Genomic DNA, 23533 nt, shown 5'->3' with positions numbered 1-23533 from the left:
GGAATATCAAGTTCTGCGCTTGATCGGAGCTGGCAAAAAAGTGTCTGAAATTGCCGAATCATTGTCGCTGAGTGTCAAAACGGTCAGCACTTACCGTGCGCATATCTTAGAAAAAATGAACTTGAAGAATAACGCCGAGCTGACTTACTACGTGATAGAAAACCGGTTAAGGGATAAGTGATACCGATGCGGCGGTCTTAATTTTGACGAATTGGCTCCAGTAAGTATAATTGCAAATATACTTGCCAGTTCACATTGTAAGGAGTTTCGCCATGTCACAAATCACGCTATATCTGGATGATGCCACGCAAGCGCTGGTGGATCAGGCCGCGCAGGCCAATGGAGTATCGAAAAGCCGTTGGGTAGCGGAAATGATCCGCAAATACGCAGGACATGAGTGGCCGCAAGATTGTCTAGCTTTGGCGGGCCACTTTGCCGATTTCCCCTTGCGTGAAGAAAGCCCTGTCTCGAAGGCAGATGATTTGCCCCGCATTGGCTTTTGATTTCTTGCCATGTTGATTCTCGATAGCAACACCATCAGTTACTACTTTCGCGGCGATCCACAAGTAGTGCCGCGCCTGCAAGCCCTTTCTCCTGCCGATATTGGCGTGCCCGCTATTGTGGAGTACGAGCTGCGTTACGGTCTTTTACGTTTGCCGTCGGAAGCGGCTAATCCACGTCTAACGGCATTAACCGCGCTGCTGCGACCAATGCAGGTTTTGTCGTTTGATAGCGAATGCGCAGCTTACGCCGCCCGTATTCGCGCCGAGCTTGAGGCCGCCGGCACGCCCATCGGTCCGCACGATACGTTGATTGCTGCCACGGCATTACGTTATCAGGCCACTCTGGTGACGCGCAATGTGCGCGAATTTTCCCGTGTGCAAGGCTTACAGTGGCTTAACTGGCACGAAGCACTTGAGCACTAAGAAGAGAAGCAGTGAGAAAGTAGGGTGAGCCTACCCAAAATTCTGCGGGTTTGTAATGACGGCTTCGCAAGCAAATGAGGTCAGCCAGCAGACCTTGGCCGAGGCTGGATTCACCCAGCGATGTTCTCGGCATCGAATGTCATTTCAGTGATCTCACCATCGATATCGGTGATCTGAGCCCGCTCAAGTTTGCCATTGGCATGGTAGGTGTAGCGGTGTTTTAGCTCGATCTCGCCGTAGGCAAGTTTGTCGAAGCCGGAGAGTCTGTCTTGCGCATCGAAGTAGCCGCGAAAGTAGGTATTGCGATTCTCAACTTCGCTGGGCTGCAATTCGTTGACCAGTTTGAAGGGCAGCTTGACGCCGGTGTAGGTGACAAAAAACCGGGAAATCTCCCGGTTCTCCACGTGAGTGGAACTCATCGCTTAGGCTCGCAGCAGGGCTTTGGCCATGCGCTCTGAAAGCTGGTCGGCGGTGAATTGCGGCTCATTGGGCGGATACAGTTCATCTTCGATAAAATTGAATCCATTTTCACGCGCAAGAGTGAGTAGCTCGCGCACCTTTTGACAGGCGAGCAGTTGCTCTTTAAGTGCGGGGTCTGTCTTGGCTTTGTCGGAAAAGCCTTTGATGTCTTTGATGGCCATATCGGGTCTCTAAATTTCAGGTTAAGGATGCGAGGGAAGCCTGAGCTTCCCACTCATGTCGGCTGAATTGTCGGTTTTGTCAGCCTTATCACTCAGTCAGCAAGTTACATGCCTGTATCGCTAGAGTTGCCTTACCTTGATATTTAGCGTCTGAATGCGATAGGCAATCTGGCGTGGAGTCATGTCGAGCAGGCGCGCGGCCTTGGCTTGTACCCAACCGGCTTGCTCCAAGGCAGCGATGACTTTCTCACGCTCGTCCAGATTCGGGTCGTCCAAGTCCAGACTCTGAATCGCGCCACGACTGGCGGAAATCTTTTCTTCGATGCCGGTGACCAGAATGGTGTCGCGGTCGATGGTGTTGCCCTCAGTCATCACCGCTGCACGCTCCAGACAGTTCTCCAGTTCCCGCACGTTGCCCGGCCAATCGTGATGCAGCAGTACGCGCATCGCAGTATCGGTCAGACTGAGCGGGCGACCTTGTTGCGTCCCCAGTTTTTCCACCAGAAAGCGGGCGATGTCGGGGATGTCTTCCATGCGTTCGCGCAGCGGCGGCAGGTAGAGCGGCATCACATTGAGGCGGTAGTACAAGTCTTCGCGGAAGCGCCCTTTTTCGACTTCGGCTTCGAGGTCGCGGTGGGTCGCTGCGACTACGCGCACATCGACTTTGATGGTCTTGGTGCCGCCCACGCGCTCAAGCTCGCCTTCTTGCAACACGCGCAACAGCTTGGCTTGGAACGAAGCGGAGATCTCGCCGATCTCGTCGAGGAACACCGTGCCGCCTTCGGCCTGCTCGAAACGTCCTTTGCGTTGCGCCACAGCGCCGGTGAATGCGCCTTTTTCGTGGCCGAACAATTCGCTTTCCAACAAGGTCTCGGGCAGCGCCGCACAGTTGAGTTTGACGAAACTGCCGCGTGCGCGCGGTGAGTTGTAATGGATGGCGTTGGCGATCAACTCTTTACCCGTGCCGGTCTCGCCGCGTATCAACACGGTGGTGTTCCACTTCGCCACTAGCCGCACTTGCTCGAAGATGCGCCGCATCGGCTGGGTGTGGCCGATGATGTTGTCGAAGCCGAACTGGCCACGCACGGTGCGGCGGAGCACATCGCGCTCTTCCACGATCTCTTGCTTCTCTTGTGCGACTTCGTGCGACAGGCGCACGCTCTGACCGATCAGGTTAGCGACCATCTCCAGAAAGCGCTGGTATTCGCTCAGTACCTTCGACACATTGGGCGACGGTTGAGCGGCGAGTACCCCAGCGACTTTCTTGCCGATACGAATCGGCACACCGACGAAGGAACCCATCGGGTTATAGATGCCAAGGCGCGACAGGAAACGCGGTTCGTCCATGATGCACTTGACCGCAATACTGTTGCCGGTTTTGAGGATGGTGCCGACGATGCCTTCGCCAGGCAGGTAACTGATCTCTTCGGTGACGGTGTCGGACACGCCATAAACCAGCGACACTTGTAGCTCGCCACTGGCGGCATCCATCAAGCTGACCATGCCGCGCTCAAAGGCCATGCCTTCGTGCAGCGCATGCAGCACGCCGTCCAGAGTCTCTTTGAAGTTGAGCGAGCGCGACAGAACCCGACTGACTTGATACAGCGTCTCAAGTTCAGAGCGGAGCAGATCCAGCTCCAGTTCTGACCATCCTTCTGTGCGGGCGTTAGACATGGCTCACCCCCTTGGCCAGAGGAAGTTGCACTCTCACCCGGCAACCTATGTGGACCGTGGGATCGATGTCGATCGTGCCACCGTGACGAGTCACCACTTCTTGCGCCATCGCCAAGCCTAATCCAAGATGCTGTTTAGAGGCACCTTTTGTGGTGAAGAAGGGTTGAAAGACGGTGTAGCGCAAAGACTCGGCAATGCCCGAGCCGCTGTCTTCCACCAATATCTCTACATAGTCAGATAATGGTGTGCAGGTGATACGCAATTCGCGTTGACTGCCGCGCCGTTCGTTCACTGCCTCGATGGCATTGAACACCAATTGTTTGAATAAGTTAGCCAACTGCGCAGAATGTCCCAGCACCACGGCAGGCTGCGCGCACGGTATCCAATCGACCACGATGCCTGCAACCAGCAAGTTGCTCGTGGCCAGTTTGAGTACATCAGACAGGATCTCATTGAGGCTGACCAACTGCTGCTGCGCAACGGCATGGTCGGGGATGCAGGCACGTAGCGTTTCTAAGGCCTCGCGGCTCTTCTTGATAGCCTCGTCCAGCGTACTGGTGGTTATATCGCCCGCTCCTGCAGGTGAGGATGTGGGCGAAAAGCGGCGCTCCAATAAATGAATGGCCGTACTCAACATATTCAGCGGCGTTTCCAGTTGATAGACCGCTCCCGCTAAGGTCTCACGTAAACCTTGAATGCGCTCTTGCTCAGCAAGCAGCGCGCGTACGCTGTTGATACGCAGAGCCTCTTGTTGCTGCTTCAGTTCGGTGATGTCCTGAACGGTAAGCAACATATAGTGGCGCCGCATCGGTTCGTAAAACGCATCTGCGCCTACATCTTGCTCCTCGAACCACGAAATCGCACAGGAGAACCAACGATCAGGTCGTCCCGAAATAGGAATACATACCTCGCGTGCGGCGATGTTGAGATGCTTGGCATACGCTTGATCGAACGCACTCCCCATTTGGGTGCGTAAGGCAGGCAACAAGCGCAAGACGGGTTCTTGCCCAAGGTCGCCGATCAGTTTCTTGTATTCCTGATTGTCCAGAACGACATGCTCGCGATCATCCAACAGCACGATGGCGACTTGTGCCGAATCCACCACCGATTCGATCAGCGTCTTTTGATTCTGTACCTGTCGCTCAAGGCGGTGTACTTCAGTCACATCGCGCTGCATCCCGAGGTAATGCGAAGTCAGCCCATCTTCGTTCACCACCGGCGTGATGGTGACATCGGCCAGATAGCGGCTGCCGTCTTTGCGCTTGTTCACCAGTAGGCCATTCCACGGCCGTTGCCGCTGAATTTGCGCCCAAAGTGTCTCGTACACCAACTGAGGGGTAACGCGGTAGGAGAGAATGGATTCGTTGTGGCCGACGATCTCATCCTGCCCATAGCCCGTGGTGCGAGCAAATGCGGCATTGGCATACAAGATGTTGGCGCGTGCATCGGTGATCGAGATCGCCAGCGCTGCTTGCTCCACGGCTTGGCGGAATAGGTGCGACGGCACTTCGCCTCCTGCGTCATGCGTCGCGGCGGGTGAGGGGTGGTCTGTCGGTGCTTGGGACATGGCGGTCACGTTTAATGCAGTCAACGTCTAGTCGAGCAATATCCGTGCCTATATTTTTTCGTTTTGCCTCAATGTCACGTACATCGCTAAGTTGTCGTATTTGCTACATCGTTGTGTGTCGCCAACCGACAACGACAATACTTTTCTGCGCCGCTCTGGTGCGTTGATGCACCAACTAGCTGATTTAGTGAGTTTCAGCTTGAGATGATTTCAGCTGGCATGGTGATTGCGATGAAGGGGACAGGAGATGATCGAAATGAGCGAATACCTGTTGTTACTACTTTCAACCGCACTGGTGAACAACGTAGTGCTGGTCAAATTCTTGGGGCTGTGCTCATTCATGGGCGTATCCAAGAAGATGGACGGTGCGCTGGGGATGGGCATGGCCACTACCTTTGTGTTGACCCTGACCACGGCGGTGACCTGGATGCTGGAACATTGGCTGCTGATGCCGCTGGGTATCCAATACCTGCGCATCCTTGCCTTTATTCTCACGATCGCGGCAGTCGTGCAGTTCACCGAAATGGTGATTCGTAAGTTCAGCCCCGGTTTGTATCAGGTGTTAGGTATTTATTTGCCACTCATCACGACTAATTGCGCGGTGTTGGGTATCGCGCTACTCAATGTGCAGGAAAAGAATGGGTTCATGCACAGTCTGCTGTACGGATTTGGCTCGGCGGTCGGTTTCACGTTGGTGATGTTGTTGTTCACGGGCTTGCGTATGCGGCTGGCCTTGGCACAAGTCCCGCCCACATTCAGCGGCGCACCGATAGGTTTTGTGGTGGCTGGGTTGCTGTCACTCGCGTTCATGGGGTTCGCCGGTTTGGCGGGCCATTAAGGGGAAGAGATGCTGCTTTCTGCCATTATCAGCCTGACGTCATTGGGGGTTGCGCTCGGCTTGTTGCTGGGGCTCGCGGCTCGTTATCTGAAAGTCGAAGGCAATCCGCTGATCGCCGAGATCGAACAGTTACTGCCCGGTGCGCAATGCGGCCAATGTGGATTTCCCGGTTGTTCCGGCGCAGCTCAGGCCTTGGCTGATGGTAGCGCGCCCGTTACCTTATGCCCGCCCGGTGGTCGCGCAGTGGTACAGGCGCTGGCGGCAAAGTTAGGCGTGGATGCTGATCTGTCGAGCGTTCAAGATAGCGTGCCGATGATGGCTGAGGTCAAGGAAGAGATTTGCATCGGTTGTACGCGTTGTTTCAAGGTGTGTCCGACGGATGCGATCATGGGCGCGGCTCAGCAGATCCATGTGGTCTTCCGTGAGGCGTGCACCGCCTGCGGCAAGTGTGAGGAAGTCTGTCCTACTGAGTCGATCAAACTACAACCGATACCGGTGACCTTGCAGTCTTGGTATTGGCACAAGCCGTTGACAGGGGGGGCAGCATGAAGATTTTCGGCCTGCGCGGTGGCGTTCATCCTGAAGGGCGCAAAGATATGTCGGTGCAGGGCAGCATCCGTACTCTGCCCTTGCCTAAGAAGCTGTATATCCCGCTGCAACAGCACATAGGTGCACCTGCGATTCCGCTGGTAAGCGTGGGTGATACGGTGTTGAAAGGTCAACTCATCGCATCGGCGCAGGGCACGGTCTCATGCTCCGTCCATGCGCCGACTTCGGGTACGATCTTGGCACTGGGTAATCATGCCGCCCCACATCCCTCGGGGCTACCAGTTCCAACCATCACGCTGGAGAGCGATGGCGCAGACCAGTGGATCGCTATCGAAACCGTGGAAGACCCGTTTGCACTTGCGCCCGAAGACATCGCTGAGCGTGTTGCTGCTGCAGGCATCGTTGGCTTGGGTGGAGCGACGTTCCCTGCGGCACTTAAACTCAATCTCAGCCGAAATAGCGGCGTTAAAACGCTCATCATCAACGGTGGCGAGTGCGAGCCATATCTGACGTGTGACGACCGCATCATGCGCGAACGTGCAGTGGAGATCGTTGAAGGTATCCGTCTCATCGCCAGCGCAGTCGCTGCCCAAGAGGTATTGGTTGGCATCGAAGACAACAAACCTGAAGCTATCGCCGCGATGCAAGCAGCCGCACAGGGTAGTGCAGTGAAGATCGCAGTGATGCCGAGCATGTATCCCATGGGGTCGGAAAAACAGATCATCCAAGTGCTCACGGGGCATGAGGTTCCAGCGGGCGGACGCCCAGCTGATATCGGCGTGCTGGTACACAACGTAGCCACGGCCTATGCCGTACAACAGGCGATCCGCTTGGGTAAGCCTTTGGTTTCGCGGATCGTGACGATCAGCGGCGGCGCGATCAAAGCAGCATGTAATGTCGAAGTGCTGATCGGCACCCCTGTGCAGGAGTTGATCGAATTCGCCGAGGGCTACACACAACCTGCCGCGCGCCTAGTATTAGGCGGCCCGATGATGGGGCAGCAGTTCACCCAGACCAGTGTGCCTGTCGTAAAAGGTACGAGCGGCGTGTTGGCACTGTTGGCCAGTGAGATCGGTCAGGCGGAAGCTTCGCCGTGCATACGTTGCTCGACCTGTGTGCGGGCGTGTCCGGTAGGGCTGTTACCGCTGGAGATGGCGGCGCATATCCGTGCGGCTGACTTGTCGGGTGCAGTGACGCTGGGTCTCAAAGACTGCATCTCTTGCGGCTCCTGTTCATACGTCTGTCCCGCACATATTCCGCTAGTGCATTACTTCAATTACGCCAAGGGCGACCTCGCTGCACAGGAGCGTGCCAAGCTGAAACAAGAAGCCACCAAGAAATTGGCTGAGGGTCGCAGCGAACGTATGGCTCGCATCGAGCGCGAACGTGCCGCAGCGGCGGCGAAGCGCAAAGCGGCTCGTGAGGCGAAAGAGCGAGCGGCCAAAGAAGCTGCGGCAAAAGCCGCCGAGGAGACTGTATGAACCCCATCGCTCACTCCCCGCATGCACATGCACCGGTATCCATCTCCAAAGTGATGGCGACGGTTTTACTGGCACTTTTGCCTGCCACGCTGTTCGGCTTCTGGCTGTACGGTTGGCCAGCCGTCGAGTTATGGGCGTTATCGCTGCTCGCGGCCATGCTAGGCGAAGCACTCATCGTACGTATGCAGGGACGTAAAGTTCGCCCAGTATTGATGGACGGCTCCGGCATCCTGACTGCGTGGCTGCTCGCCTTATCCTTGCCGCCTTATGCACCTTGGTGGATTGCTGTACTGGGCAGCCTGTTCGCGGTCATCATCGGCAAGCAGCTGTTTGGCGGGCTAGGGCAGAACGTGTTCAATCCGGCGATGGCAGCGCGCGTGATGTTGCTCATCTCGTTCCCGCTGGAGATGACCACGTGGACAGTGCCAAAGCTATCACCGGGATGGTTGGATAGTCTGCGCATCACGTTCCTGAGTCAGCCGCTGGATGGCATGGCCAGCGCTTCGGTACTCGGTCACGTGAAGACTGAGTTCTCCCGAGGTGTCGGATTGGATCAGGCGCTGGTCGGTTACTACGCTCCGCTGGATGCCCTGTGGGGAAGTCGCGTCGGCAGTCTGGGGGAGACGGCAGCGCTACTGCTGCTGGTGGGGGGCTTATTCCTCATCGCACGTCGCATCATCACCTGGCATGCCCCGGTCGCCATGTTGTTGGGCGTAGCCGTACCCGCGTTGTTGTTCAACCTGATCGATGGCAACCACTACGCTGGCCCTATGGTGCATCTGCTTTCTGGTGGCCTGATGTTGGGGGCATTCTTCATCATCACCGACCCCGTGACTTCGCCCAACACGGTGCTCGGACAAGCCCTCTTTGGCTTCGGTTGTGGACTGTTGACTTGGATCATTCGCACTTGGGGGGGCTACCCCGAGGGAGTCGCTTTTGCCGTGTTACTGATGAACGCGGCCACTCCGCTGATCGATCAGTACATCAAACCACGTATTTATGGTCGCGACAGCAAGGGCGTAGCGCTGCCGGTGAACAAGGGGTAACGAAATGGATAGGGATGCGTTACGTAGTACGTTGAGTTACCAGGGATTGTCGCTGGGCGGTGTGGCCTTGCTGACCACGCTGGCATTGGCATTCGCGTCAGGTGCGACCGAGGGTGACATTCGAGCCGCCGAAGCGCTCGATCTAAAGCAGTCGTTGGCCATCGTGTTGCCCGGACAATACGACAACGACATCGTCCAAGATACGCTGGTGTTGCCGACGGCGGAAGGTGAGGTGACTGCCTATCGCGCCCGACATGCTGGCAAGGTCGATGCCGTGGTCTATCGCGTGATCGGACATGGTTATGCGGGAGCGATCGTGTGTGTGATGGGCGTATCGCGCGAAGGCAAGATATTGGGGGTGCGAGTGCTCAAGCACAGCGAAACGCCGGGGCTGGGGGATAAGATCGAGCCAGCCAAAACGCGATGGATATTCGCTTTCGACGGTAAGTCGATGACCGATCCCGCAGCCGAGAAGTGGGCGGTGAAGAAAGACGGCGGCGTGTTCGACCAGTTCGCAGGTGCGACCATCACGCCGCGCGCAGTAGTCAAGGCCGTCAAAGGTGGACTGGTGTTCTTTGAGCAGAATCGTAATGCGCTACTGGATGAGACAGGAGGCCGACCATGAATGAAAAGTACGCCCGCATCACGCGCGATGGGCTGTGGGACAACAACGTCGTATTCGTCCAGATGTTGGCGTTATGTCCGACACTGGCCGTGACCAGCACCGTGACCAACGGTTTGGGTATGGGACTGGCGACGATGGTCGTACTGATCCTATCGAATATGATCATTTCATCCATACGGCATTGGGTCAGTACAGAAGTTCGCATCCCCGTGTACATCGTGCTGATCGCCACCTTGGTGACACTGGTGGATATGGGTTTGAATGCTTGGGCGCATGAGTTGTACAAAGTGCTTGGACTATTCATCGCCTTGATCGTGGTGAACTGCGCCATTCTCGGGCGTGCCGAAGCCTTTGCCTCCAAGTCAGGCGTAGCTGAATCTGCGTTAGACGGTTTGATGATGGGTTTGGGTTTCACTGCGGCCTTGGTCGTGATCGGTGGTGTGCGTGAAGTGTTGGGTAGTGGCACCCTGTTTGCCAATGCGCATCTGTTACTAGGGCCTGCATTTGCCTTCCTAGAAACAACCATCCTGCCTGACTACAAAGGTTTTTTGTTGATGATCCTGCCTCCCGGCGGGTTCATGGTCGTGGGGCTGCTACTGGCCGCAAAGCGCGTGATGGATCAGCGTCGTGCCGCACATGCTGAGCTGGCCGCTGCTGAAGCCACCGCGAATTAGGAGAGATCATGCAGATAGGCGTTGCATATTCCGAACCCTCGCAGCAACTGTGGTTGCGCATCGAAGTGGCAGACGATGCCACGGTGCAGCAGGCCATTGAACAGTCCGGCATCCTGCGCAAGTTCTCCGGCATCGACATCTCGACCTGCGCGGTCGGAATTTTTGGTAGAGTCGCCGAACTCGATGACGGACTCAAACCGGGTGACCGAATCGAGATATACCGAGCCATCACCGCCGATCCTGCCTCGGTGCCGCGACGTCGCGTAGCAGGTGAAGACGACGAATAAACATCAGGGAATGCCATGACTATCCACCAACTCTTGAGCCCAAGCTCGCCCCATCTCAACGCTACCGATAGCGTTGCAGTTGCCGCACAGATGTTGCTGTCGAATCGGCTGTCGGCCATACCGGTGGTCGATGAGACAGGACGTTACATCGGTATCTTCAGCATGAATCGGCTGTTGTCTTTGTTGCTGCCTAAAGCGGTACTGATTGAAGGGGGAGTGAGCGATCTATCGTTCATGTCCGATACGCTAGAACTGTTATGCGAACGGATGCAGCAGCATGGAGCGATGCCGGTCGGTGACGTAGTAGAAAAAAATGTGCGCGTGCTCTATCCAGACACGCCGCTGCTGGAAACTGTTTTGTTGCTGTATCGAGGTGAGAACGATATCCCCGTGGTTGATAAGGTAAGCGGTCAGTTATTGGGGATGGTCGTCGGCACCGATCTATTGACCCGTGTTTGCAAGAAGGTTCCAGCATGAACAGTGAAACTCACATCATCCATACCTTATTCGGCATGAATCCTATGTGGCTGGCTACGGCGATCTTCATTGCCACGTATGCCGTCATCATCAGTGAACGGATCAACCGCGCTATCGTTGCGTTGCTCGGCGGTGGGTTGATGATCCTGTGTGGCATCCTGACGCAGGAAGCTGCGATACACGGCATCGACTTCAATACCTTGGGCCTGTTGATCGGCATGATGGTGATCGTCTCGATCACCAAGAAAAGCGGCGTATTCCAATTCGTCGCTATCTGGATCGCCAAGAAGGTAGAGGCGAGGCCGGTCGGGATTCTGGTGATGATGTCACTGGTGACGGCGACGTTCTCCGCACTACTGGATAACGTGACCACGGTGCTGCTGGTGACGCCTGTGCTGCTGCTCATCACTGAAGAGTTGAAGATCAAGCCTTATCCATTCTTGTTCGCCGTCATCTTCATGTCCAACATCGGCGGTACGGCGACCCTGATCGGCGATCCACCCAACATCATGATCGGTTCCGCCGCTGGACTGACGTTCAATGACTTCTTGCTTCATCTGACCCCCATCATTCCACTGATCAGTTTGGCCACCTTGCTGCCGATCTGGTGGTACTGGCGTAAAGACATGGTCGCCTTGCCGGAAGATCGGGCGCGTGTGATGCGTTTCAACGAGATCGAGGCGATCACTGACTGGAAATTGTTGAAACAGGCTTCACTCGTATTCGCACTGGTCATCGCTGGTTTCATGTTGCACGGCGTGTTGCATATCGAGCCTGCCACGACCGCCATGTTCGGCGCGGCCACGTTGCTATTGTTAGAGAACTTCGGCAGCGACCCTGAGACACAAACCAAGCGCGTACACCACGCGCTGACGGAGGTTGAGTGGATCACGCTGTTCTTTTTCATCGGCCTGTTCATCGCCGTCTATGGCATCGAACAAGCGGGGCTGATCGCAGCGATGGCTCATGGATTGCTGAGTTTTACCGGCGGCGATCTGACAACTACCGCGCTATCCATTCTGTGGGGCTCAGCCATCGCTTCCGCATTCGTCGATAACATCCCATTCGTGGCCACGATGATCCCGCTGATCAAATCCATGGCACCCGCCATGGGCGGCGAACAAGCGATCATGCCGCTCTGGTGGGCCTTGTCATTGGGTGCCTGTCTGGGCGGAAACGGCACGCTGGTCGGCGCTTCAGCCAACTTAGTGGTGGCGGGTATCGCGGAACATGCGGGCGCGCCGATCCGATTCGCTACTTTCTTGAAGGTGGCGTTTCCCTTGATGTTGCTGTCGATCCTGATCTCGCACGCCTATCTGTACTTCCGTTACCTGATGTAACTGGATAGCTAGCTCGATCAAAAGCTACTCACAACAATCCTCATATATGAAAAAACCAACCCTCTACCAGCGCCTGAAAGCCAAGAAACGAAGCGAGGCCATGATTATTGGGGTCACGTGGTACACCGAAGAGACCTGGGCGGCGGTAAAAGCCACGGCTACCGATCCGCAGTGTTTTGAGCCGACCTATGACAAATGGAAGGCGATGGCCGTCAAAGCGCGCCGTGAGTTTCAGCGTTCTGGTGTGAAGGCACTTGAATGCCATATCGTGCCGCAGGAGTTCGCTGACTGGTGTGCGCTCAATCTGCAAGAAAACAACTCCACCTCACGGGCGGAGTTTGTCTCGGTAAAACTGAGCGCCGATTACCAGGCCTGATCCGGGTGCCCTCAAGTTGGCTGAGGATCGCGCGCTGCTTGCCTGTTCAGATGTGCGACCAGTGCTCCGTCCATCATCGTCAGATGGGTGTCGAACCACTCGGGCAGACCTTCCCGTACATAGGCGCGTACCAACATCATCCGTCCCCGCTTCATGCTGCGATTGAGCTGCTGCAACTCGCCCAACACGCGATGATGTTCGGCCTCATGTACGCCCAAACCTTGATATTTGGATTCGCGCATTAAACGGCCTTCGGCGATGAAGTGCTCGCGGGTGTGCTGGATCAGTGCTTGAAACAGCAGCGGGAAGTCGGCATCGCTGGCCTGAATAAGTCCCGCCACTTGCGCGATAAATTCCTGATGGGCATGGTCGAGTTCGTCCACGCCCAAAGGATGGCGCGTAGCATCCCAAACGGCATGAAACTTACTCATGCGGCTTGCAGGCTGCCATTCCAGGCTTGTGCCGCCGTGAGAAAATCGGCCACATCGGCATTCACCAACTCGATGTTCAGTCGTTCCGCATAGCGTTTCTCCTTATCGGTTGGATGCGGGATGAGCGCCCAGCCAGCGGGTGTGTCTGCCCCAAAGATGATGTCGGAAAAAACCATCCGATCCGTGTCACGGTTGAGGCGCTGCCCGAGCAGCACATAGCGCTTGCCTTGGCGTAAACGCTTCACAAAGGATGGAATGGCAAAGCCGCCCATCAACTCCGTGATGTAATCCACGAAATCGGCATCGGAGGCAATGTAGTTCGAGATCGGCAGCGGCGTGCCCAAAGGTTTGAATAAGATCGGCAGCTGAGTATCCACCGCCTCTTGCTCGATCGGGGTATAGCTTGTGCCATCGTAGTGGAACAGGCGGAAGCGATATTCCTTGCCGGAGATGCGAGCGACGCCGACGATCAGCGTGTGCGGGGTGTGAGCGTATTGCTGTTGCAGTTGCGTATCGCGATTCGCGTCGATCAGATAAGGCAACTTCTGCTGCGCCAGCCAGCCGTGCAAGGCCGAAGTGCTCCAAGGCGTATCGCGATAGGTGGCGTCGAGGAACTTGTTGACCGCATTGCGCCCGCGCTTCAACTCTACATTCATGGCCGCACGCGGGAATTCATACATCAGTTTGGGTGCCATCGGCTGACCATTGTTCATGGCCAGAATCAGACTGTCGCTATCGGCGGGAATGGCTTTCCCTGTGCTTGGATTGATGACCCCGTTCAATGCGCCTGGGCCAAGATAAGGCACGACGCTCCCGTCAGATAGACCGGAAAAGATATGATCGAATGCACTATTCATTGGGATGACTCCTCGTGGTGATGGATGAGCCATCTAGTCGCAATAAGCGCGCCAGCAGAGCCCTCCAGCATCGGCGCGGCTTGCAGCGGGGTAGGGCATGGAGCAAATACGACAATGCCTGAATCTTGTCGGACAAGACGATGGGGGTAGAGCAGATCGGCCAGTCTGAGCGTAGTGACTGGCGGGAGTGCGTATCATCAGCACGACAGGTAAAAGTGCGGGAAAATGGCAGCCGGATCTTGAGGAGAATGACTTGAAACAACTGACTTACGCAGCTTTGGACCAGCTTGCCCTGCAAGCCCTGCAATCGCCACGCCTACGTGCCAATCACAATCTCCACGAGCAGTTAAGCGATCCGGTTCAGAGACTGGCCATCGCCATGGAGCCCGACACGCTCGTACTGCCGCACCGCCATCCACACACCTGGGAAGTGCTGTTCGCCTTACGTGGGCGTTTCGTGGTGCTGGTGTTCGATGCTGAAGGACAGACCGTGGTCGAGCGCACTGTGCTGGGCGCAGAGTCCAGCGTGATCGAACTGCCAGCGGGCACTTGGCATGCCGTCTTGTCGTTGGATAGCGGCGGCGTGATCTTCGAAGTCAAACAGGGCGGCTATGTGCCGGTTCTCGCTAGCGATACCGCCGCTTGGTCGGCTGGGCTGGATGCCGCCACCTTGAACGCTTGGTACGCCAGCGCCGAAGTGGGAGCGAGTTACCCTTAATGGGAGCGGTACGGTGAGTTAAAGCAGAAACGGAAAACCGTGGTACATCCCCGGTTATTCAGCTTCTTTTGTAGGCGTTATCGATTTTTTCCAGTTGATGTGGGCTCTGATTTCTGAATGGAGGATACGTAGCTTTGGAAGATAATTTTGTAACGTGCTATTTCGTCAGTGTTTGGCTTATAACCGTTTGTAATTTTTGTCTGAAGGTTTACAGCCCATTTTATGTCTTCCTCTGATACAACTTCTTTTGTGGAAGATGTCGATGTGTTTGGCTGCAGATCGGTTGATGTGGGCTCTGGTGTCTGATTAGAAGCATTGTACTTTTGGTAGATACTTTCGTAACGAGCTATTTCGTCAGTGTTTGCCTTATATCCGTTTATGACATTATTCTGAAGGTTTACAGCCCATTTTATGTCTTCCTCCGATACAACTTCTTTTGTAGGAGTTGTCGATGTGTTTGGCTGCAGATCAGGTGATTTGGCATGTGCCATCATGCAAGAAAATGAAGTAAGCATAGATGTCACAAGCAAATAGGTTATGGAGTAGGGCTTCATATTTTTCAGCGAAGTGTATCGAGGCTAACGAATAACTCGGTTGGTTGTTCGGTACGGCCTAACGTTTCGCATCACCGGGCCACCGCCGTGTGATGCCCCAATACCCAAACTCCGGATCGGTGGATGCGGTGGTTATGCCGATTTATATACCCCAATTGTGGAGAGATTTTCACGATCTAGCTCCCAGTTGCTTGCCACCAACTTTTGTTTTAGTTCTTGCGAGATAGCTTGCCCAGAGCATTCGGCAACAAACCGTTTCAAGAGAAGTAAACGTGACATCGGGAATTCATGGCTCATCCATTTGGTTCGGTAACTCACGAGACCCTCCGAGACCAGCAAAGATTCCAGAGCAGCGACGATCGCGGTGGCGAACTGATGAAATGAGCAGGAGCCTTTAAGCGAATGGTGATTCGCACATTCGTCAGTGTCGGGATATGTTTCGTGAAATGTCACTACGACATTGAGCGTGTCAGGTGGCTCGAACTCAAGATCCCAGACATACGCCCACGGTTCACCGGGCCAAACAACGCTTCGGCGATTGTCGGGCCGTATTGTTTCGGTGCCCATGTCCATGTTTACTTCGACGCAATCCTCGCCAACAGCCATAATCAGCTCGATTAGCGCGCCAGATAAGTCGTCCAGAGCGTCGTTTGGGAAGTAACTGATGTCGCACTCAAGATTTGAGCCGCCGAGTTGAACTTGCGCTTTGGCCCAGCCAGAGCCATCAAGATGATAAGTGATTGCAAATCTATTCATGGAGCGATTCCATCGGTATAACGTGGAGTTGGGGTGCCTGCGCGGCATTTCTCGCAGGTCGCCTCGAACGCAGGGTTAGAGCACATCTGCGGCATGCCATTGCTCCAATAGTTGTTTTGAGACTTGCGCAACGTAGTCTGTTGATACTCCATGCTGCTGCACGAAGGAGGTGGTTTCTCCATCGATGTGCTTGAGCAAGGCAAGGGCTTCATTTGCCATGGCTTCGAGCCGAACGACAAGCACCGACATTGCTTTGGCATTATGTATCGCGTTGCGACTCTCAGCGCGGGAGCGATGAACCAGCCAGTTTCTTTCGGCGAGGATTTTCTCGAAGCGGCCTTCCATTTCAGGAGAGATGAGGCCTGCCTTCGCAATTTTGTGGAGTGTTGCTCCGAAGGTCTTGGCTTGTGCCTTCTCGACAAGGGCGTTTCCGGCAGCGAGGCCTATATCCTTTTGGGCTTGAACGAGCAGAACGAAATACCCAGCGGCGACACCCTCCAACTCCTGAAGCTGCCACAATGCAAAGCCGATATTTTGAGTAACCACGACTAGTCGGTCCGCTCTCTCCTGTTGCTGGGCAAGGGTAGTCATGTACTCTAACCTAATTTAGACGACAAAATTAACTGGTACCAATGTCGCCGAAATCGGGGGAACCTGTCAACGTAAAGTTGAATTACCTCATATAACCAGCCCATTACTATAACTTTTGATATAGACCATTAGATATAGGCAGTCTAAAAATGCGAGGATGAATGCTCAGGATGTTTCTCTCGCCTGGGCCTTTTCTGAGCGCTAGTTCTTGTATTCAGTTTGCTCGTCTGGGATTCCAACTCGAACGTTGCTGCTTAGGCGATTTGAGCTTGATGCGTTTCGCGGCCAGCGCCTATACTCGCGACCATGCTTACTCGGGAAGGGTGTGCCATGAGCAAATCCGTGCAGTGTGGTCTGGTGGGAGCGATGCTGATGATGACAGGAGCGAATGCGGCGCAGTTGACGGAATGGCCGAGTATCACGAGCGCCATCGGCCGAGATGCGCAGATCGAGGCGCGGGTCGCGCAGATCGTGGCGGGGATGACGCTGGCGCAGAAGGTCGGGCAGATGACTCAGCCCGAGATCCAGTTCATCACGCCGGAGCAGGTGAGCCAGTATTACATCGGCTCGGTGCTCAACGGCGGCAGTAGCTGGCCGGGCAAGAATAAGCACGCGACACCTGCCGAGTGGGTAGCGCTGGCCGACCGCTATTACGATGCATCGATGTCCACCGACAGTGCGGTGAAAGTGCCCGTCATCTGGGGCATCGATGCGATTCATGGCAACAGCGCCGTGTATGGCGCGACGCTGTATCCGCACAACATCGGGCTGGGCGCGGCGCACGATGCCCAGTTGGTCGGGCAGATCGGCGTAGCGACGGCGAGAGCGGTGCGCGCCATCGGCATCAACTGGGTGTTCGCGCCCACGCTGGCGGTGGTGCGGGACGACCGCTGGGGGCGCACTTACGAGAGTTTCTCTGAAGATGGCGCGCTGGTGAAAACCTATGCCAGCGCCTATGTCAGCGGTTTTCAGGGCGACCTCAAGCAGGACGGCAATGTCATCGCCACTGCCAAGCATTTCATGGGTGACGGCGGCACGTTCCAAGGCAAGGACCAGGGCGAGACACGCGCCAGTCTGACCGAGATGATGAACATCCACGGACAAGGTTATTACAGCGCTTTGGAGGCTGGGGTGCAGACCGTGATGGCCTCGTTCAATAGTTGGAACGATACGAGCGCGGGCATCAACCACGGCAAGATGCACGGCAACAAGATGATGCTGACCGACGTGCTCAAGGGCAAGCTGGGCTTTGACGGCTTCGTCGTTTCCGACTGGAACGGCCACGCCCAAGTGCCGGGATGCAGCAACAGCAGTTGCCCGCAGGCGATCAATGCGGGTATCGACTTGGTGATGGTGCCGGAAGACTGGAAGGCGTTCATCGCCAACACCATCAAGCAGGTTCAGAGCGGCGAGATTCCCATGGCGCGCATCGACGATGCCGTGTCACGCATCATCCGCGTCAAACTGCGGGCGGGGATGTTCGAGCGCAAACCCTCGCAGAATCCCTACGCGGGCAAGGCGGAGGTAATGCAGGATAAGGCGTTGGCACGGCAGGCGGTGCGCCAGTCTTTGGTGTTGCTCAAGAATGACGGCGGCGTGCTACCGCTGGCGCGCAACCAGAAGATACTCGTGGTCGGCAAGAGCGCAGATAACGTGTCGAATCAGACCGGCGGTTGGACGCTGACTTGGCAAGGCACCGAAAACACCAATAGCGACTTCCCTTACGCGGACACGATCTTGTCGGGCATCGTGGAGGCCGTGGACAAGGCTCACGTGACGTATAGCGTGGATGCCAAGGGCGTGGATATTTCCCGCTACGACGCGGTGATCGCGGTGATCGGCGAAAAGCCTTACGCTGAATTCATGGGCGACATCGCGCCGAATGGCACGATGCAGCACAGTAGCCGTTATCCCGAAGACTTGGCCGTATTGCAAGCCGTGTCCGGCAAGGGCAAACCGGTGGTCACCGTGCTGCTGTCCGGTCGTCCGGTGTATGCCAATGATTTGCTGAACCTGTCCGACAGCTTCGTGGCGGCCTGGTTGCCGGGGTCGGAAGGGAAGGGCGTGGCCGATGTGCTGTTCCGCAAGGCGGACGGCAAGGTCGATCACCCGTTCAGCGGAACGCTGTCATTCTCGTGGCCGAAGTCGCCGTGTCAGGCGCGCATCAATGCGGGTGATGCCGATTACGCGCCCTTGTTTGCGCTGGGTTACGGGCTGAAATACGGCAGCAGCGCCACGGTCGGCAAGCTCGAAGAGAATTCGTCAGCCTGCAAGTAACGAGGAAAGCCATGTCCAGACCCACCCATATCGAAGCTGCGAACAACACCCGTTCGCTGGTCATCGTCACCATTCTGTTCTTCATGTGGGGGCTGCTGACCTCGCTTAACGACGTGCTCATCCCGCACCTGAAAGCGATCTATACGCTCAGTTATGTGCAGGCCATGCTGGTGCAGTTCTGCTTCTTCGGTGCGTATTTCGTGGTGTCTCTACCGGTCGGGGCGCTCATCAAACGCACCGGCTATCAGCACGGTGCAGTCATCGGGCTGACCATCGCGGCGGCGGGCTGCGCCTTGTTCTATCCGGCAGCGCAGAGCGGCTATGCCTTGTTCCTGTTCGCGTTCTTCGTATTGGCTTCGGGTATCACCATGTTGCAAGTGGCTGCGAATCCCTATGTCGTCGTGCTGGGTGCAGCTAAGACAGCGTCTAGCCGCTTGACGCTGACCCAAGCTTTCAACTCACTGGGTACGACCGTCGGGCCGTTCTTCGGCGGCACGTTGATTCTGGGCGGCGTGTTGCTCAGCCCGGAGCAGATCGGCGCGCTACCCGCTGCCGAGCAATTGGCTTACCGGGCGAAAGAAGCGGCGACGGTGCAAGGGCCGTATCTAGCGCTGGCGGGTGCGTTGCTGCTGCTGGCCATCCTGTTCGCTTTCGCCCGTTTGCCCAAGATCACCCACGATGACGATGACCTGGGTACGGTTCTGGCAGATGGCAGCAAGACCTTGATGTCACATCCTCACCTGCTGCTGGGCGCAGTCGGCATCTTCGTCTATGTGGGCGGCGAGGTCAGCATCGGTAGCTTTCTGGTGAATTTTCTTGGGGAGAGCGATGTCGCCAGTTTGGCACCCGCGACGGCAGCTGGCTACGTGAGTTTCTATTGGGGCGGCGCGATGGTCGGTCGCTTCATCGGCTTCGCTGTAATGCGCAAGGTCAGCCCCGGCAAGACGCTGGCCTTCAACGCGGCTTGCGCCATCGCGCTGATACTCACCGCCATCTTCAGCCAGGGCGCACTGGCCATGTGGGCGATCTTGGCGGTCGGCTTGTTCAACTCCATCATGTTCCCGACCATCTTCAGCATGGCGCTGCACCGACTTGGCAAACTGACCGGACACGCTTCCGGCGTGTTGTGCATGGCCATCGTCGGCGGTGCGCTAGTGCCATTCCTGCAAGGCTATTTGGCGGACAGCATCGGATTGCATCTATCCTTCTCCGTTCCAGCAATGTGTTACGTATTCATCTTATACTATGGTGTGAAGTTTTCTGGCCTGCATGAGTCGCATGCAAGCCACTGAGGGATATCTATGAACAAGATCGTCAAATACACCCTGATCGGTTTGGGTGGAACGATGCTGGTGGCGGGTGGCGCGGCAGGTTATCTGGCGGCGACCTTCGACCCCAACGCTTATAAAGCCGAGATCATCAAGGCGGTGCAGGACAGCAAACAGCGCACGCTCAAGCTAGACGGCGACATCAAGCTGACCTTCTTCCCCAAGCTGGGCGCGAGTCTGGGCAAAGTGTCGCTGTCCGAGTTTAAGAACCCGCAGACCTTCGCGGCAGTCGAGGACGTTCACGCGGCGCTGGCTTTCTGGCCGCTGCTGCATGGCGAGGCCGTGGTGGATGCGGTCAGCGTTTCCGGTCTCAAGGCCACGCTCATCAAGCACAAAGACGGCACGAGCAATATCGACGACCTGCTGAACAAGAGCGAAGCTCCCGCATCCGAGAGCACACTTAAATTCGACATCGCTGGCGTGAGCATCGCTAAGACCGAGCTGATCTACCGCGATGAAGGTAGCGGGGCGGAATACGCCGTGCGTGATCTAGACCTGACCACGGGACGCATCGCCAACGGCGTGAAGTCGCCAGTAAAACTGTCGCTGCACTTGCAAGCCAATCAGCCCAAGCTGGATGTGAAGTTACAGGGCAAGACTGCGTTGACCTTCGATCTGGCCAAGAAGCTCTACCAACTGGAAGGGCTGAATCTAAGCGCCAGTGGCAGCGCGCTCGACATCACCGAATTGAGCCTGCAAGCCAGCGGCGATGCCGGTGCAGACCTATCGACCAAGTCGTTCAATACCGAAAAGTTGAAGGTCTCGGTGAGCGGGAAGCAGGGCAGCAATCAATTCGAGGCTCAGCTTGATGCACCTAAAGTCGCAGCGACAGGCGATAAGTTCATCGGTGATCAATTGAAGCTCAGCGCCAAGCTGAATGGTACGAATACCGTTGCCGCCACGCTGACCTTGCCCAGTATCTCCGGCACCGCTCAGGCGTTTGGCAGCAAGGCCCTGACACTGGCGTTCGATGCCACCGGCGAAACCTTGCCCGGCAAGCATGTCAGCAGCGAGATGCGCGGTAGTTTCGCTTTCGATACCAACAAGCAGAACTTTGAGGTGGCGTTGGCGGGTGCCTTGCTACAAAGTCAGGTCAAGGCGAAGGTGGCCGTGAGCGATTTCGCTGATCCATTCATCCGTTTCGATGTCGATGTGGATCAGTTCGATGCCGATCTGTATTTTCCGCCTAGCGACAAACCCAAAGCCACCACACCCGAAAAGCCCTTCGATCTGACCGCACTACGAAAACTTAGTCTGGATGGCAAGCTGCACATCGGCGCGCTGACTGTCGCCAAGGTGAAGAGCCGCGACATCAATCTCACCGTCAAGGCTCACAAGGGTTTGCTCAACATCGCACCGTTTTCCGCCAAGCTGTATGAAGGTAGCGTCAGCGGCAGCTTGGCGGTGAACGCTGCGCCCGCCACGCCGAGCTTTACCGTGAATCAAATGCTGACCGGCATCAACGTCGCTGCGCTGACTAAGGATGCCGCCGGTTTCGATACCGTGGAGGGGCACGGCAACGTCGGCATCAACGTGACGACTCACGGCGCTACCGTCAGTGCGCTGAAGAAGGGGCTCAACGGTAGCGCTACGCTTAATCTGACGGATGGTGCGATCAAGGGGATCAACGTCGCCCAGAAGCTGCGCGATGCAGGAAGCTTGGTCGGAAAGACTCAGACTCAAACTGGCAACCCGTCCGAAAAGACCGACTTCAGCGAACTCAAAGGTAGTTTCAAGATCGCTCAAGGCGTGGCGCACAACGATGATCTTTCGATGAAATCACCCTTGTTGCGCCTCTCCGGCAATGGTGACATCGACGTGGGCAACGACAGCATGAACTACCTCGCCAAAGCAACACTGGTCAAAACGCTGCAAGGACAGGGCGGGCAAGATAACCTGTCCGGCCTGACCGTGCCGATACGAGTTCAAGGGGCGTTCACCAGCCTCAAGTATTCGCTGGATTTCGGGGCGGCGATCTCAGAATCGACCAAGCAAAAGGTCGAGGTCAAGAAACAAGAGTTGAAGACAAAACTTCAGGACAAACTCAAAGGCCTGTTCCGCTGAGCAAGCTATCGATGTGTTCGACTTCTGACGAGTAAACGATGGTCTGCGCTGCGCCATACGCGCCTCTACGGTATGATTGCGCCCTTGATTTTTTAGCCTAGCCCGTTGCAAGGTCCACCTTCGATGACATCCGACAACTTCCTCGATCTTCCTCCATTGGCTTCCGCGCACGGCACCGTGCGCCTGCCAGGCTCCAAGAGCATTTCCAATCGTGTGTTACTACTGGCCGCGCTAGCGGAAGGCGTGACCGAAGTGCGTGATCTACTGAAGTCTGACGATACGGATCGCATGCTGGAAGGCTTGGCGACGTTGGGCGTAAGAATCGACTCCTTGGGCAATAACGCCTACCGAGTTCACGGCTGCGGCGGTAACTTCCCGGTAAAGGAGGCTAAGCTGTTCCTCGGCAACGCAGGCACGGCGTTTCGTCCGCTCACGGCAGCGCTGGCGCTGTCGGGTGGAAGCTATGAGCTGTCAGGCGTACCGCGCATGCACGAGCGGCCCATCGGCGATCTGGTCGATGCACTGCGGCAGTTGGGTGCGGACATCGAATATCTGGGAAATAAAGGTTTCCCGCCGCTGCGCATCAAACCGGCCACGGTGGCAGGTGGACGCGTACGCGTAAGGGGAAATGTCTCAAGCCAATTCTTGACGGGTTTGTTGATGGCCGCTCCGATACTGAGAAGTGGGGTGTTGGTTGAGGTAGAGGGGGAGCTAATTTCCAAGCCCTACATTGAGATCACATTGCGGATGATGGTGCGTTTCGGTGTGGCAGTGCATCGCAATGATTGGCGTAGTTTTACGATCATGCGCAACAGTGCCTATGTATCGCCGGGTGTGATTTATGTAGAAGGCGATGCCTCGTCTGCTTCATATTTTCTGGCTGCTGGAGCTATTGGTGGTGGCCCGGTGCGGGTCGAGGGTGTGGGCAATACGAGTGTGCAGGGTGATGTCGAATTCAAGGATGCTCTTGAAAAGATGGGGGCTTTAATCAGCCATGGCCCAAACTGGATGGAGGCAAGTGCTCCGGTATCGGGGCGACTCACCGCCATCGACCTCGATTGCAACCACATTCCCGACGCGGCGATGACACTGGCGGTGGCGGCGCTGTTCGCAGATGGCACGACCACGCTGCGTAACATTGCCAGCTGGCGCGTCAAGGAGACCGACCGCATCGCAGCGATGGCGGCCGAGCTGCGCAAATTGGGCGCGACGGTGGAGGAGGGCGCGGATTACATCCGCATCACGCCTCCTGCGCATCTGAAACATGCAGCCATCGACACCTACGACGATCACCGCATGGCGATGTGTTTCTCGCTGGCAGCATTCGGCGGGACGGTGCGCATCAACGACCCTGGTTGTGTCGCCAAGACCTTCCCTGAGTATTTCAGCGCTTTTTCTTCGATCACTCAGCCTGTGGCGTAAGCCACAGGCTCTTGACTTCGCGGGGCGATAGCCC

General features: G+C 56.2%; 27 protein-coding genes. 18 read left to right on the top strand and 9 right to left on the bottom strand.

The genetic code is table 11. The features are described 5' to 3' along the window. Positions 1-40: 40 nt before the first annotated feature. From OYT1_RS14070 to OYT1_RS05865, 3 genes are all read left to right on the top strand, one after another. Positions 41-181, top strand: coding sequence for a response regulator transcription factor (locus OYT1_RS14070; RefSeq protein WP_408608783.1), 141 nt, complete (start codon positions 41-43; stop codon positions 179-181). A 91-nt stretch (positions 182-272) separates the two neighbouring features. Continuing rightward, on the top strand, positions 273-503 hold the full coding sequence (locus OYT1_RS05870) for a ribbon-helix-helix domain-containing protein (RefSeq protein WP_062627492.1): 231 nt from the start codon (positions 273-275) through the stop codon (positions 501-503). Positions 504-512: 9 nt separating this feature from the next. Then, a complete protein-coding gene (locus OYT1_RS05865; RefSeq protein ID WP_062627493.1) occupies positions 513-926 on the top strand; it encodes a type II toxin-antitoxin system VapC family toxin in 414 nt (137 codons plus the stop codon). A 110-nt stretch (positions 927-1036) separates the two neighbouring features. Here OYT1_RS05865 and OYT1_RS05860 read toward each other — a convergent pair whose 3' ends face one another. The 4 genes from OYT1_RS05860 to nifL all read right to left on the bottom strand — a co-directional run bounded on the left by OYT1_RS05860 (position 1037) and on the right by nifL (position 4808). Further along, positions 1037-1345: a DUF6156 family protein gene (locus OYT1_RS05860; protein WP_062627494.1), complete on the bottom strand. Its 309-nt coding sequence runs from the start codon at positions 1343-1345 to the stop codon at positions 1037-1039. Between the two features lie 3 nt (positions 1346-1348). After that, a complete protein-coding gene (locus OYT1_RS05855; RefSeq protein WP_062627495.1) occupies positions 1349-1567 on the bottom strand; it encodes a Nif11-like leader peptide family natural product precursor in 219 nt (72 codons plus the stop codon). A 120-nt stretch (positions 1568-1687) separates the two neighbouring features. Further along, a complete protein-coding gene (gene nifA, locus OYT1_RS05850; protein WP_062627496.1) occupies positions 1688-3241 on the bottom strand; it encodes a nif-specific transcriptional activator NifA in 1554 nt (517 codons plus the stop codon). Continuing rightward, positions 3234-4808 (bottom strand): nitrogen fixation negative regulator NifL, encoded by a 1575-nt coding sequence (gene nifL / locus OYT1_RS05845; RefSeq protein ID WP_062627528.1) that lies wholly within the window; start codon positions 4806-4808, stop codon positions 3234-3236. The genes nifA and nifL overlap by 8 nt, the downstream gene beginning before the upstream one ends. A gap of 256 nt (positions 4809-5064) precedes the next feature. Between nifL and rsxA the strand changes: the two genes are divergently transcribed. Genes rsxA through OYT1_RS05795 form a run of 10 tightly spaced genes read left to right on the top strand, consistent with a single transcriptional unit; the run spans position 5065 to position 12501 of the window. Beyond that, positions 5065-5646: an electron transport complex subunit RsxA gene (rsxA, locus tag OYT1_RS05840; protein ID WP_062627497.1), complete on the top strand. Its 582-nt coding sequence runs from the start codon at positions 5065-5067 to the stop codon at positions 5644-5646. 9 nt (positions 5647-5655) lie between these two features. Further along, positions 5656-6195, top strand: a complete 540-nt coding sequence (locus tag OYT1_RS05835; RefSeq protein ID WP_062627498.1) for an RnfABCDGE type electron transport complex subunit B — start codon at positions 5656-5658, stop codon at positions 6193-6195. Beyond that, entirely contained in the window at positions 6192-7676 is a 1485-nt protein-coding gene (gene rsxC / locus OYT1_RS05830; RefSeq protein ID WP_062627499.1) for an electron transport complex subunit RsxC, read from the top strand. The genes OYT1_RS05835 and rsxC overlap by 4 nt, the downstream gene beginning before the upstream one ends. After that, positions 7673-8722, top strand: a complete 1050-nt coding sequence (locus OYT1_RS05825) for an RnfABCDGE type electron transport complex subunit D (protein WP_062627500.1) — start codon at positions 7673-7675, stop codon at positions 8720-8722. The genes rsxC and OYT1_RS05825 overlap by 4 nt, the downstream gene beginning before the upstream one ends. A 4-nt stretch (positions 8723-8726) precedes the next feature. Next, positions 8727-9347 (top strand): electron transport complex subunit RsxG, encoded by a 621-nt coding sequence (gene rsxG, locus OYT1_RS05820; protein WP_062627501.1) that lies wholly within the window; start codon positions 8727-8729, stop codon positions 9345-9347. Then, complete coding sequence (locus tag OYT1_RS05815; protein WP_062627502.1) at positions 9344-10021, top strand: electron transport complex subunit E; 678 nt, start codon at positions 9344-9346, stop codon at positions 10019-10021. The genes rsxG and OYT1_RS05815 overlap by 4 nt, the downstream gene beginning before the upstream one ends. Before the next feature lie 8 nt (positions 10022-10029). Next, positions 10030-10308 (top strand): RnfH family protein, encoded by a 279-nt coding sequence (locus tag OYT1_RS05810; protein WP_062627503.1) that lies wholly within the window; start codon positions 10030-10032, stop codon positions 10306-10308. Between the two features lie 15 nt (positions 10309-10323). Then, the gene (locus OYT1_RS05805) at positions 10324-10785 is read left to right on the top strand and encodes a CBS domain-containing protein (protein ID WP_062627504.1); all 462 of its coding nucleotides are present in this window, start codon (positions 10324-10326) and stop codon (positions 10783-10785) included. Then, positions 10782-12125: an ArsB/NhaD family transporter gene (locus tag OYT1_RS05800; RefSeq protein ID WP_062627505.1), complete on the top strand. Its 1344-nt coding sequence runs from the start codon at positions 10782-10784 to the stop codon at positions 12123-12125. The genes OYT1_RS05805 and OYT1_RS05800 overlap by 4 nt, the downstream gene beginning before the upstream one ends. Before the next feature lie 46 nt (positions 12126-12171). Continuing rightward, the gene (locus tag OYT1_RS05795) at positions 12172-12501 is read left to right on the top strand and encodes a hypothetical protein (protein ID WP_062627506.1); all 330 of its coding nucleotides are present in this window, start codon (positions 12172-12174) and stop codon (positions 12499-12501) included. 11 nt (positions 12502-12512) lie between these two features. Here the strand turns inward: OYT1_RS05795 and OYT1_RS05790 are convergent, their stop codons facing one another. Beyond that, positions 12513-12932, bottom strand: a complete 420-nt coding sequence (locus OYT1_RS05790; RefSeq protein ID WP_062627507.1) for a bacteriohemerythrin — start codon at positions 12930-12932, stop codon at positions 12513-12515. Beyond that, positions 12929-13789, bottom strand: coding sequence for a hypothetical protein (locus OYT1_RS05785; protein WP_062627508.1), 861 nt, complete (start codon positions 13787-13789; stop codon positions 12929-12931). The genes OYT1_RS05790 and OYT1_RS05785 overlap by 4 nt, the downstream gene beginning before the upstream one ends. Before the next feature lie 253 nt (positions 13790-14042). On the opposite strand from OYT1_RS05785, the gene OYT1_RS05780 reads away from it, so the two are divergent. Further along, the gene (locus tag OYT1_RS05780) at positions 14043-14507 is read left to right on the top strand and encodes a WbuC family cupin fold metalloprotein (RefSeq protein WP_062627529.1); all 465 of its coding nucleotides are present in this window, start codon (positions 14043-14045) and stop codon (positions 14505-14507) included. A 77-nt stretch (positions 14508-14584) separates the two neighbouring features. Here the strand turns inward: OYT1_RS05780 and OYT1_RS13550 are convergent, their stop codons facing one another. From OYT1_RS13550 to OYT1_RS05770, 3 genes are all read right to left on the bottom strand, one after another. Then, the gene (locus OYT1_RS13550; RefSeq protein WP_145983677.1) at positions 14585-15061 is read right to left on the bottom strand and encodes a hypothetical protein; all 477 of its coding nucleotides are present in this window, start codon (positions 15059-15061) and stop codon (positions 14585-14587) included. A gap of 132 nt (positions 15062-15193) precedes the next feature. Next, positions 15194-15817, bottom strand: a complete 624-nt coding sequence (locus OYT1_RS05775) for a hypothetical protein (RefSeq protein WP_062627509.1) — start codon at positions 15815-15817, stop codon at positions 15194-15196. Between the two features lie 75 nt (positions 15818-15892). Continuing rightward, a complete protein-coding gene (locus OYT1_RS05770; RefSeq protein WP_062627510.1) occupies positions 15893-16408 on the bottom strand; it encodes a hypothetical protein in 516 nt (171 codons plus the stop codon). Positions 16409-16738: 330 nt separating this feature from the next. Between OYT1_RS05770 and OYT1_RS05765 the strand changes: the two genes are divergently transcribed. The 4 genes from OYT1_RS05765 (at position 16739) to aroA (ending at position 23499) form a co-directional block, all read left to right on the top strand. Then, the gene (locus OYT1_RS05765; RefSeq protein WP_197714112.1) at positions 16739-18685 is read left to right on the top strand and encodes a glycoside hydrolase family 3 protein; all 1947 of its coding nucleotides are present in this window, start codon (positions 16739-16741) and stop codon (positions 18683-18685) included. An 11-nt stretch (positions 18686-18696) separates the two neighbouring features. Further along, on the top strand, positions 18697-19977 hold the full coding sequence (locus tag OYT1_RS05760; RefSeq protein ID WP_062627511.1) for a sugar MFS transporter: 1281 nt from the start codon (positions 18697-18699) through the stop codon (positions 19975-19977). A gap of 9 nt (positions 19978-19986) precedes the next feature. Continuing rightward, positions 19987-22077: an AsmA family protein gene (locus OYT1_RS05755; protein WP_062627512.1), complete on the top strand. Its 2091-nt coding sequence runs from the start codon at positions 19987-19989 to the stop codon at positions 22075-22077. Between the two features lie 123 nt (positions 22078-22200). Further along, complete coding sequence (aroA, locus tag OYT1_RS05750) at positions 22201-23499, top strand: 3-phosphoshikimate 1-carboxyvinyltransferase (protein ID WP_062627513.1); 1299 nt, start codon at positions 22201-22203, stop codon at positions 23497-23499. Positions 23500-23533: the final 34 nt, after the last annotated feature.

This window comes from Ferriphaselus amnicola (assembly GCF_000974685.2).
Classification (GTDB): Bacteria; Pseudomonadota; Gammaproteobacteria; order Burkholderiales; family Gallionellaceae; genus Ferriphaselus; species Ferriphaselus amnicola.
Note: the sequence above shows the minus strand (reverse complement) of the source record. Positions and strands in the feature narration are given on the sequence as shown.

Coding starts and splice junctions, on each gene's coding strand:
- OYT1_RS05870 (WP_062627492.1), top strand. CDS start 273: ATGTCACAAATCACGCTATATCTGGATGATGCCACGCAAGCGCTGGTG.
- OYT1_RS05865 (WP_062627493.1), top strand. CDS start 513: ATGTTGATTCTCGATAGCAACACCATCAGTTACTACTTTCGCGGCGAT.
- OYT1_RS05860 (WP_062627494.1), bottom strand. CDS start 1,345: ATGAGTTCCACTCACGTGGAGAACCGGGAGATTTCCCGGTTTTTTGTC.
- OYT1_RS05855 (WP_062627495.1), bottom strand. CDS start 1,567: ATGGCCATCAAAGACATCAAAGGCTTTTCCGACAAAGCCAAGACAGAC.
- nifA (WP_062627496.1), bottom strand. CDS start 3,241: ATGTCTAACGCCCGCACAGAAGGATGGTCAGAACTGGAGCTGGATCTG.
- nifL (WP_062627528.1), bottom strand. CDS start 4,808: ATGTCCCAAGCACCGACAGACCACCCCTCACCCGCCGCGACGCATGAC.
- rsxA (WP_062627497.1), top strand. CDS start 5,065: ATGAGCGAATACCTGTTGTTACTACTTTCAACCGCACTGGTGAACAAC.
- OYT1_RS05835 (WP_062627498.1), top strand. CDS start 5,656: ATGCTGCTTTCTGCCATTATCAGCCTGACGTCATTGGGGGTTGCGCTC.
- rsxC (WP_062627499.1), top strand. CDS start 6,192: ATGAAGATTTTCGGCCTGCGCGGTGGCGTTCATCCTGAAGGGCGCAAA.
- OYT1_RS05825 (WP_062627500.1), top strand. CDS start 7,673: ATGAACCCCATCGCTCACTCCCCGCATGCACATGCACCGGTATCCATC.
- rsxG (WP_062627501.1), top strand. CDS start 8,727: ATGGATAGGGATGCGTTACGTAGTACGTTGAGTTACCAGGGATTGTCG.
- OYT1_RS05815 (WP_062627502.1), top strand. CDS start 9,344: ATGAATGAAAAGTACGCCCGCATCACGCGCGATGGGCTGTGGGACAAC.
- OYT1_RS05810 (WP_062627503.1), top strand. CDS start 10,030: ATGCAGATAGGCGTTGCATATTCCGAACCCTCGCAGCAACTGTGGTTG.
- OYT1_RS05805 (WP_062627504.1), top strand. CDS start 10,324: ATGACTATCCACCAACTCTTGAGCCCAAGCTCGCCCCATCTCAACGCT.
- OYT1_RS05800 (WP_062627505.1), top strand. CDS start 10,782: ATGAACAGTGAAACTCACATCATCCATACCTTATTCGGCATGAATCCT.
- OYT1_RS05795 (WP_062627506.1), top strand. CDS start 12,172: ATGAAAAAACCAACCCTCTACCAGCGCCTGAAAGCCAAGAAACGAAGC.
- OYT1_RS05790 (WP_062627507.1), bottom strand. CDS start 12,932: ATGAGTAAGTTTCATGCCGTTTGGGATGCTACGCGCCATCCTTTGGGC.
- OYT1_RS05785 (WP_062627508.1), bottom strand. CDS start 13,789: ATGAATAGTGCATTCGATCATATCTTTTCCGGTCTATCTGACGGGAGC.
- OYT1_RS13550 (WP_145983677.1), bottom strand. CDS start 15,061: ATGAAGCCCTACTCCATAACCTATTTGCTTGTGACATCTATGCTTACT.
- OYT1_RS05775 (WP_062627509.1), bottom strand. CDS start 15,817: ATGAATAGATTTGCAATCACTTATCATCTTGATGGCTCTGGCTGGGCC.
- OYT1_RS05770 (WP_062627510.1), bottom strand. CDS start 16,408: ATGACTACCCTTGCCCAGCAACAGGAGAGAGCGGACCGACTAGTCGTG.
- OYT1_RS05765 (WP_197714112.1), top strand. CDS start 16,739: ATGAGCAAATCCGTGCAGTGTGGTCTGGTGGGAGCGATGCTGATGATG.
- OYT1_RS05760 (WP_062627511.1), top strand. CDS start 18,697: ATGTCCAGACCCACCCATATCGAAGCTGCGAACAACACCCGTTCGCTG.
- OYT1_RS05755 (WP_062627512.1), top strand. CDS start 19,987: ATGAACAAGATCGTCAAATACACCCTGATCGGTTTGGGTGGAACGATG.
- aroA (WP_062627513.1), top strand. CDS start 22,201: ATGACATCCGACAACTTCCTCGATCTTCCTCCATTGGCTTCCGCGCAC.